Source organism: Alcanivorax hongdengensis A-11-3 (assembly GCF_000300995.1).
Taxonomy (GTDB): domain Bacteria; phylum Pseudomonadota; class Gammaproteobacteria; order Pseudomonadales; family Alcanivoracaceae; genus Alcanivorax; species Alcanivorax hongdengensis.
Window position 1 is genome coordinate 1 of sequence record NZ_AMRJ01000052.1, and the last position, 7,339, is coordinate 7,339.

At 56.0% G+C, this 7,339-nt stretch carries 6 protein-coding genes; 1 reads left to right on the forward strand and 5 read right to left on the reverse strand.

The genetic code is table 11. The annotated features are described in order from the left end of the window. Window positions 1–43 precede the first annotated feature (43 nt). From A11A3_RS16770 to filA, 5 genes are all read right to left on the reverse strand, one after another. Window positions 44–913: a hypothetical protein gene (locus A11A3_RS16770; RefSeq protein ID WP_157375817.1), complete on the reverse strand. Its 870-nt coding sequence runs from the start codon at window positions 911–913 to the stop codon at window positions 44–46. Further along, a complete protein-coding gene (locus A11A3_RS16775; RefSeq protein ID WP_051011850.1) occupies window positions 913–2,589 on the reverse strand; it encodes an OmpP1/FadL family transporter in 1,677 nt (558 codons plus the stop codon). Before A11A3_RS16775 ends, A11A3_RS16770 begins: the two co-directional genes overlap by 1 nt. A 30-nt stretch (window positions 2,590–2,619) precedes the next feature. Continuing rightward, complete coding sequence (locus A11A3_RS16780) at window positions 2,620–3,690, reverse strand: hypothetical protein (protein WP_008930531.1); 1,071 nt, start codon at window positions 3,688–3,690, stop codon at window positions 2,620–2,622. Window positions 3,691–3,753: 63 nt separating this feature from the next. Continuing rightward, entirely contained in the window at window positions 3,754–4,572 is an 819-nt protein-coding gene (locus A11A3_RS16785; protein ID WP_008930532.1) for a C39 family peptidase, read from the reverse strand. 161 nt (window positions 4,573–4,733) lie between these two features. Beyond that, entirely contained in the window at window positions 4,734–5,639 is a 906-nt protein-coding gene (gene filA / locus A11A3_RS16790; RefSeq protein ID WP_008930533.1) for a putative pilus system protein FilA, read from the reverse strand. 407 nt (window positions 5,640–6,046) lie between these two features. Here filA and pabB point away from each other — a divergent pair, with 407 nt between their 5' ends. Next, complete coding sequence (gene pabB, locus A11A3_RS16795; RefSeq protein WP_008930534.1) at window positions 6,047–7,162, forward strand: aminodeoxychorismate synthase component I; 1,116 nt, start codon at window positions 6,047–6,049, stop codon at window positions 7,160–7,162. Window positions 7,163–7,339: the final 177 nt, after the last annotated feature.

Here is a 7,339-nt window from a genome sequence, read left to right on the forward strand (position 1 = left end):
CCCTTCGCTTGCAAGCAAGCTCCTACAGCCCCCTTGAGGGCGATTATTCGTTGGCGACGCCGGTCACTACAAGGTCACCGGATAGCGTCGCGGTCAGTCCATCCGTGCTCGGATGGTCCTGTGTGTAGGGAAGGAAAACGACCAAGTAAGTTTGACCCTGCTGCCTGGGCAGGGTTCCTTCCAGGTAGCCGTAACGGTACCAATTCTCTTCATAGCGGCGGGTAAAAGGCTGATCTACCAGCAATACCGGCGTACCACTGCTGTCGAGCCAGAGAATTTGCGCCGCCACATAGCCCTTGTTTTTAAGATAGGCCCGTACATCAATGGCGCTCACCCCTTCGTCCGGGGCCAGTAACACGGCTCGGTACGGCTCATCGCCCACCATCAGCGCGCTTTCATCGCCAAAGTGAATGGATCGCTGCCTGTTCAGGTGAAGCGCGATAGCGTCATCGATCAGGTGCTTGCAGCAATCGCTGCGGATCTCCCGATAAGTCTCCAGATACTGATCTTGCGCAACGGTTTGGTAGCCAGGACCAGCATTTTCTTTGGCTTCCTTGGCTGCCACCAGATCTACCGGCCGATTGACCAGCTGACCGGTGGCATCCATGTAGGTGACAAAGCGGTCGCGCTCTTTATCCTTCAGATCCGCCTCCACTTCATCACTGGGCCGATAATCGGCCATGGAATCTGACCCCAATGGTGCCTTTTGCGGACTTTTCGCCTGGGGAGCAGTGGCGCTTTCGTCAGAGGAGGATGCCGGCGCCTCCTCGGACTGGCTCGCCTGTCTCGCCGGCTTTTGAAGCGTGACCAGATTACCCTGTGCATCCGTATAGACGTAGAGATCGCCGGTATCCGGGTGGCTTTGGCAGCCCCCCAGAATCACGGCGATAGCGAGTAGATGGCGGTATCTCATTAAAATTTGGTTCGGAAAGCCAGGCCGACAATATTGATGGTCGCCTCGGTCTGGATATCCAGCCCGGCATAGGGGTTGTAGACCAGGTTATCGATGCCGGTACAGTTGGCCGCGCAGCTGCTGTTGGCCGGGATATCATCCTTGCTGCGCAGCTGGGCAATGCCCAGATCGATATCGGTGTCCTTGTCCCACTTGTAGCCCAGCCCCAGGCTGTAGAATTTAGCCTCATTGATAGGCACCAGCGGGCTGCGGCGGTCATCCGGAATGGCGGAAGCCCGGGGCTCATACCCAGCCCGTAGCTGGATACGGCCGGTCAGGTCGTAGGACGCACCAAAGGCCAGGTTCCAGGTAGACTGGTAGTTCAGTGGATATTGCAGGCTGGTGGAGGTTGAGCCGGCAGAGAACAGACGAGCCAGACTCAGCATGGTCGAGCTGCGGTCAAAATTGAAGGTAAAGGAATCCCATTCCTTGTAGTCCGCCCACACCGCATCAATATTGAACTGCAACCGATCCGTAGGACGGATCTTGATACCGGTCTGAAATGACGCAGGCATGGTCAGGTCCATATTCACCTGCCCAACTTCCTGCTCACCGACCCGGGACGGAATACCGAGTACTGCCAATGCCAGCGCCCCGGTGGCGGAACCACCAATACCGTTGATGGTGTCCTGGGCCGCCTTGGAATAGGTAATCTGGTAATCGCCATTGAGGTGCATCTTGGATTCAGAGCGCCATACGGCCCCCCATGCAAACCAGTCATTGGGCTCCCAGAGCACGCCCAGGTTGTAACTGGGGCTGAGACGCTGATCCATGGAAACATCCAGGGACGCCAGGTTCTTGAAGGGCCCCAGGCCCTCTTCCGGGCGACAGATACCAAACAGGATCAAATCCAGAGCAATGTTGGACTCGCCCTTGAAGGGCGCACAGATTGACTCATCCAGGGTCCGGGCAAAACCCAGCAGCTGGTTTGGCGCTCGGAAATCCTGCTCCAGGGATACCGCCTGAAAGCTCAAACCAATGGACGCGCCGATGGATAGTTCATTGTTGACCTGGTAGCCAATGGATGGTGACAGGTAGGTAATGCGCTCCAGCGCCACCCGCTTGCCCATGTAGTTGCCCGGATCGTCTTCGGAACGATAGAAGCCGGCGGCCTGGGGCAGATAGGTCGCGGTCGCAAAGGTGAACTTGGAGCCTGCCGGTTTGATGGAGAAAGATGGCAACGGGCCGGCCAGCAGAGGGCCCGGAGGCAGATCCACCGTGTCATTCAGGAACGGAATATAGAGAGAGACCCCTTCGATGGTACTGCTGGAGGTTTTGAAATCCCGGCAGTAATCGACGCCATCATTGGGCGCATCATTACACACGATCGGATCATCGGAGTAACCGAACACATTGTAGCCCGGCGGTGCGGAGAATTTGCTCTCCAGAGACAGATCAACCCCAAGGAACTGCAGGTTGATCTGGCGCCCATCCAGCTTGGCCAGCCCGGCTGGGTTGAAGTGCACCGCCATAATGCCCGGCGGATCTGCGGTAACCGCATGCCCCATGCTCATGGCTTTCACATCGACACCGATGTTGGTCGCCAGCTGTGCCTGGCTGACCGCACAGAGCAACATGCCCACCAGTGCGACGACTCCGAGCAGGCTTCGGCGGCCCAGTCTGTTGTTATTCTTCATGGCATACCCCATAGAACTGCTCATCTCGGCTTACGCGCCGGGTTTCAAGCCAGTGATGTCGATCGGCATGGAAAGGCCGAGCAGCACATCCGGGGAATCTTCTGTGAGACCAAAACCAAAGCTGAAGTTGATAATCCGGTTATTCGCCGAACGAAGCCCCAGAGAGGTATTCACCACACTGGAGGTGGAATCTTCTGACTGGGTCGTGCGGTCATTAAAGATAAAGGTGGTATCAAAATTATAGGATTGCTGGTAACTACAGCTCAGGGAGACCTCATAGGAAAGCGAGTAAGCCAGCCCCATGGAGAAGCTGATGCTGTCGCCGGGCTGGACTTCCTTGAGCACACTGCCCCCCCGGTTCTGGTTCAGGCCGGTAATATCAAAGGCCGTGGTGTACCCCAGAGAGCCGTAGAGCACCACCGGGTCCACGACCTTGCTCATGCTGACACCACCACCCAGTGAGTAGTAGCCCGAACCACTGGAAACCTCACTGTTCACATTGATCTCGTAAGGGCTGTCACCGGTCGGCGTGGTCAGGGTGGTGTACAAGGTGGTGTTAACACCGCCAACCTCGACCGGGAATGGCTGATAGCGCAGACCAAAAGACACATCCCCCAGAGCCGCCTGGGACACATCTTTCTGGGTATCGTACTTGTAGGACACCGGCAAACGGGTGTTGAAGGTCAGGTTGTTCCAGATGCCGTAGTCGAAAGACAGCGCCGAGGAGAAAGAGTGCTGGGCATCCTGCTCGATCCGGAAACGGCTGATGTTACCGGTATCCTCGTCAATGGCCAGGTCAATGCGATCATCGCGGTAGTAGTTGTAGTTGGCGGAGAAATACAAGGTCATATCGCCACTACGCAACAGAGAGTACTTCTTGTCCGAGGCCTGGAAGACTTCTTCCAGATTCTTGCGCTCGGACACGTCGTCGTCCTTGGTTTTCAGGGCTTCACGGGCCTGATCCACATCACCCGCACCGCTCTCGCTGGCGGGCTGATCGGCATTGCCTGCGGTGTCGTCGGTCTCCGCGGCCCAGACAGCCTGCTGAGCAGCCAGCAACAGGGCAGCCAGGGCAGCTGCTTTCCCAGACATAATTTTCATGCAAGCCTTCCTTTATTCTGTTTGTTATTTGCCACTGCAGGCCGTGTTATTCGGGATTTGCCATTATTTGCGGTAATACGTACGAGTTGGCACATTGATTACCCGCTCCACCCCATCATCATCGGTAATCAGCACCGGCTGCAGTGTACTGGCCTTGTCGGCCCACTGCTCGATCGGTTTGGTGAAATCACGAAGCGGCGGAAATTCCTCAAACGCCAACCGGTTAATGGTCTTGTCATCCAGCAGACGCAAATCGTGGTCAGTCAGCTCCAGGCCATCGTGGGGCGCGAAACCGTTGGGAAACACGATGAAGAGAACATTCTGCTGCCAGATTTCCTTGAACTTGGCTTCCGTGAAGCTGATATTGCCGAGCGCCGGGTCCGCCACGTAGACGTGGCCATCCTTGTAGGTCTTCAACACCACAAAGTGTTTGAAGCCACCATAGGCAATCGGAACGATAGCCGGGTGATCGAGCGTCTCGATATCTGAGAAGTCCGCCCGAAAGCCGCCGCTGGGGTGGCCGAGAGCCGTGACCAGACGTTTCATATCCAGCAGGGAGAACCCCCGTCGTTTGACGATCTTCTCTGTTTCGCCGAAACGCAGCAGCCCTTCCATGATCTGCCGCTCCTGGAATTGGCGGCCCAGGTACTGGTTAAGCACGGTTGTCAGCGCCGCTGACCCGCAGGAGTAGTCGTAGGCCTGCCGGGTAACATTGTGATAGCGGAATTCAGAGACAGGACGGACGGTCACACCAAGCTCGGGAACGCCGCCCTGCCTGGTCGGGTACTCGTAATAGACGGTGCCCTTCGGATAAGGCTTGATCTCGGCAGCCTGATTGGCCGCGAAGAACATCAGCGCCACACCCAACATGGAAGTCAGCATCGCAGGTTATCCATCGTTATTGTTATTGTTTGTCACAAACGTAAGGACACATGTTAACCACGTCATGCTTGCTAGGCAACCACCCTTAACGACACACACCGACGTTTTTTCAGCCAATAAAAAACCCGGCCGAAGCCGGGCTTTTTACAACACCGAACGACTTAGTGACCAGAGATGGTCAGCTTCGTGCCACTCAGGTCCAGACCAACAACTTCTACGTCACCCATAGAAGCAACGTTATCGGTGTCAGCCGCGTTCGCCGAGTCGTAATAACCCAAACGCTGATTGACGATCTGCACATCAATACCATTGCTGGCATCACCCAACTGGTTCAGGGTTACCACCAAACCGTTAGCCTCGACATCAACGTCGGCGTCAACAGTCAGGTCAGTGCTGGCACCACTATTGGTCACAGACATGCTATCGAAGAGGATACCAATGTCGCCGCCACCTGTGCCTGCGTAGCTATTAGAGGCATCCAGAATGCCGCCATCAGTAAGTGTCACACCATTAGTGATAGTCGTATTCAAAGCAATCATGGAGCCTTGCTCTTCATGACCCAGCTGAATATTCAGCGTGGTGGTACCCAGCTCAATGTGGGTATTCTTCAGGATAGTATCTGTCTGGCCGCTAATCCCCCAGTCACCCGTTGCAGTAGTAGTAGCATCGCCCGGAGTCGTATAACCACGGTCAGAATCCGCAACAGAGATGCTGCCAGTATCGATGGCAATGGTGTTAGGCAGCGTAACTTTGACATTAAGCAATGCACCCGCATCAGTACCAGCAGCGTTGCCGTCAGCATCAATATCGATTTGGATATCATTACCGCCTGTATCGATATTCATGCCAGTGATAACAATTGCACCAGAATCGAAGGGGCCGGTGCCAAGACCATCCTTATCATGGATGTAAGCATCCATGGAAAGGCCAGAAGTATTGATACCAATGCTGATACCGTCACGGCCGGTAACGCCGGACAGCGCTTCGTCTTGCATCGGCTGCATGGCCATGGAAGCTACCGGGGCAGCGGCGATGGCAGCGGCAAGCGCGAGTTTCTTGAAAGTCATTATTATCTCCTCGTGTGCACAACGTTTTGTTGTAATCCTCGGTGTGCCGTTTTATCAGCTCACGGAGTTACGTTAACACATTGGTTACAAAAGCCAATCCGTGGTTACAAAACTTTTTTGGCCTCAAAGAACACGGTAACTCATTGAATAAATAGAGAAATACCATTCAAGCAATGACTGCCGATCCATATTCCAGTGCTACGACTCTGTAACAAACCCATCACCTGTTACCTTGGGTAACAGGCAGATAAAGAACCGCTCTACCCGGTGTTGTAGGCGCTTGCCTGCACGCAAACCCACCATTCGCTTGCAGGCAAGCTCCTGCGATGAAGCCATATTGAGGCGGCACCATGGGCAAGCCCCCGGTTAGCCGCTAGACTGGCCTCCCCGCGGATCCCACTGACACCATGCTTACCAGTTGCCTGTTTACCGACAATCAGCAGATTCTTGCCCTCGGCCAGCCTTGTGAAACCCTGGAGGCCCGTTCCGAGGCGCAGCTTCGTGCTTTACCCGGGCAACTGAAGCAAGCTTTTCGCCGGGGCATCCGCTTTGCGGCCGGCGTGGTGCCCTACGAAGCGGGCTACCGGTTACACGGCATGGAAATCGACCGTCACTCAACGGCGATTGTTCACCTGTACCGGGAACGTCCAAGTCCAATCCCCTCTTCCTCTATAGACTGTGAAACGGGTTTTCGCCTCACCACTGCGTTCACGGCGGATATGGCCCATCAACAATACAGGCAGCGCATTGACAAGATTCTGGCCTATCTGGAAGCCGGAGATTGCTATCAGGTCAACCTGGCACAACGCTTCAGCGCCACCTTCGAGGGCGACCCGCTGGCCGGTTGGCAAAAACTGTTATGGCAACACCCTGCGCCCCACGCCTGCTTTTTCAGGATGGGCGAGGACGCGTTATTCGGGGTTTCCCCGGAGCGGTTTCTCTCCATTCAGCAAGATCGGGTAGTGACTGAACCGATCAAGGGCTCACGCCCAAGAGGCGCCACGCCTGAAGAGGATGCTCGCCTGGGCGAGGCCCTTCGCCAGCACCCCAAAGACCGGGCGGAAAATTTGATGATTGTGGATCTGCTGCGCAATGATCTCGGGGCCTGCTGTGAGCCAGGCTCGGTCAGGGCCGAACCGCTGTTCGAACTGCGCCGGTTCAGCAACGTTCAGCACCTGGTGAGTACCGTGAGTGGCAGGTTGCGGGCGGAACTCACGCCACTGGACGCTCTGCTCAGCGCCTTTCCCGGCGGATCAATCACCGGCGCCCCCAAACGTCGGGCCATGGAGATCATTGCCGAGCTGGAACCGTCCCCTCGCGGCGCCTACTGCGGTAGCTTTTTCTGGCAGGATGACCTGGGCAATTTCGATAGCAATATCCTGATCCGCACCATGCAGACCCGCGGCAAACACCTTTACTGCCATGGCGGGGGCGGCATTGTTTACGATTCGGATCCGGCGGAAGAATACCGCGAGTCGCTGTTCAAGGTGGAAAAGCTCATGGCGGCGTTGCAGTCAGGGTGATCCTTCGCCTGCAAGCAGGCTCCCACACAACCAAAACGCCCCTTCGATCCCACCGGTTCTTGTAGGAGCTTGCTGGCAAGCGAATGGAGGCAACCCTTCGCCTGCAAGCAGGCTCCCACACAACCAAAGCGACCCTCTTGATCCCTCCGGTTCCTGTAGGAGCTTGCTGGCAAGCGA

Coding starts and splice junctions, on each gene's coding strand:
- A11A3_RS16780 (WP_008930531.1), bottom strand. CDS start 3,690: ATGAAAATTATGTCTGGGAAAGCAGCTGCCCTGGCTGCCCTGTTGCTG.
- pabB (WP_008930534.1), top strand. CDS start 6,047: ATGCTTACCAGTTGCCTGTTTACCGACAATCAGCAGATTCTTGCCCTC.
- A11A3_RS16770 (WP_157375817.1), bottom strand. CDS start 913: ATGAGATACCGCCATCTACTCGCTATCGCCGTGATTCTGGGGGGCTGC.
- A11A3_RS16775 (WP_051011850.1), bottom strand. CDS start 2,589: ATGAAGAATAACAACAGACTGGGCCGCCGAAGCCTGCTCGGAGTCGTC.
- A11A3_RS16785 (WP_008930532.1), bottom strand. CDS start 4,572: ATGCTGACTTCCATGTTGGGTGTGGCGCTGATGTTCTTCGCGGCCAAT.
- filA (WP_008930533.1), bottom strand. CDS start 5,639: ATGACTTTCAAGAAACTCGCGCTTGCCGCTGCCATCGCCGCTGCCCCG.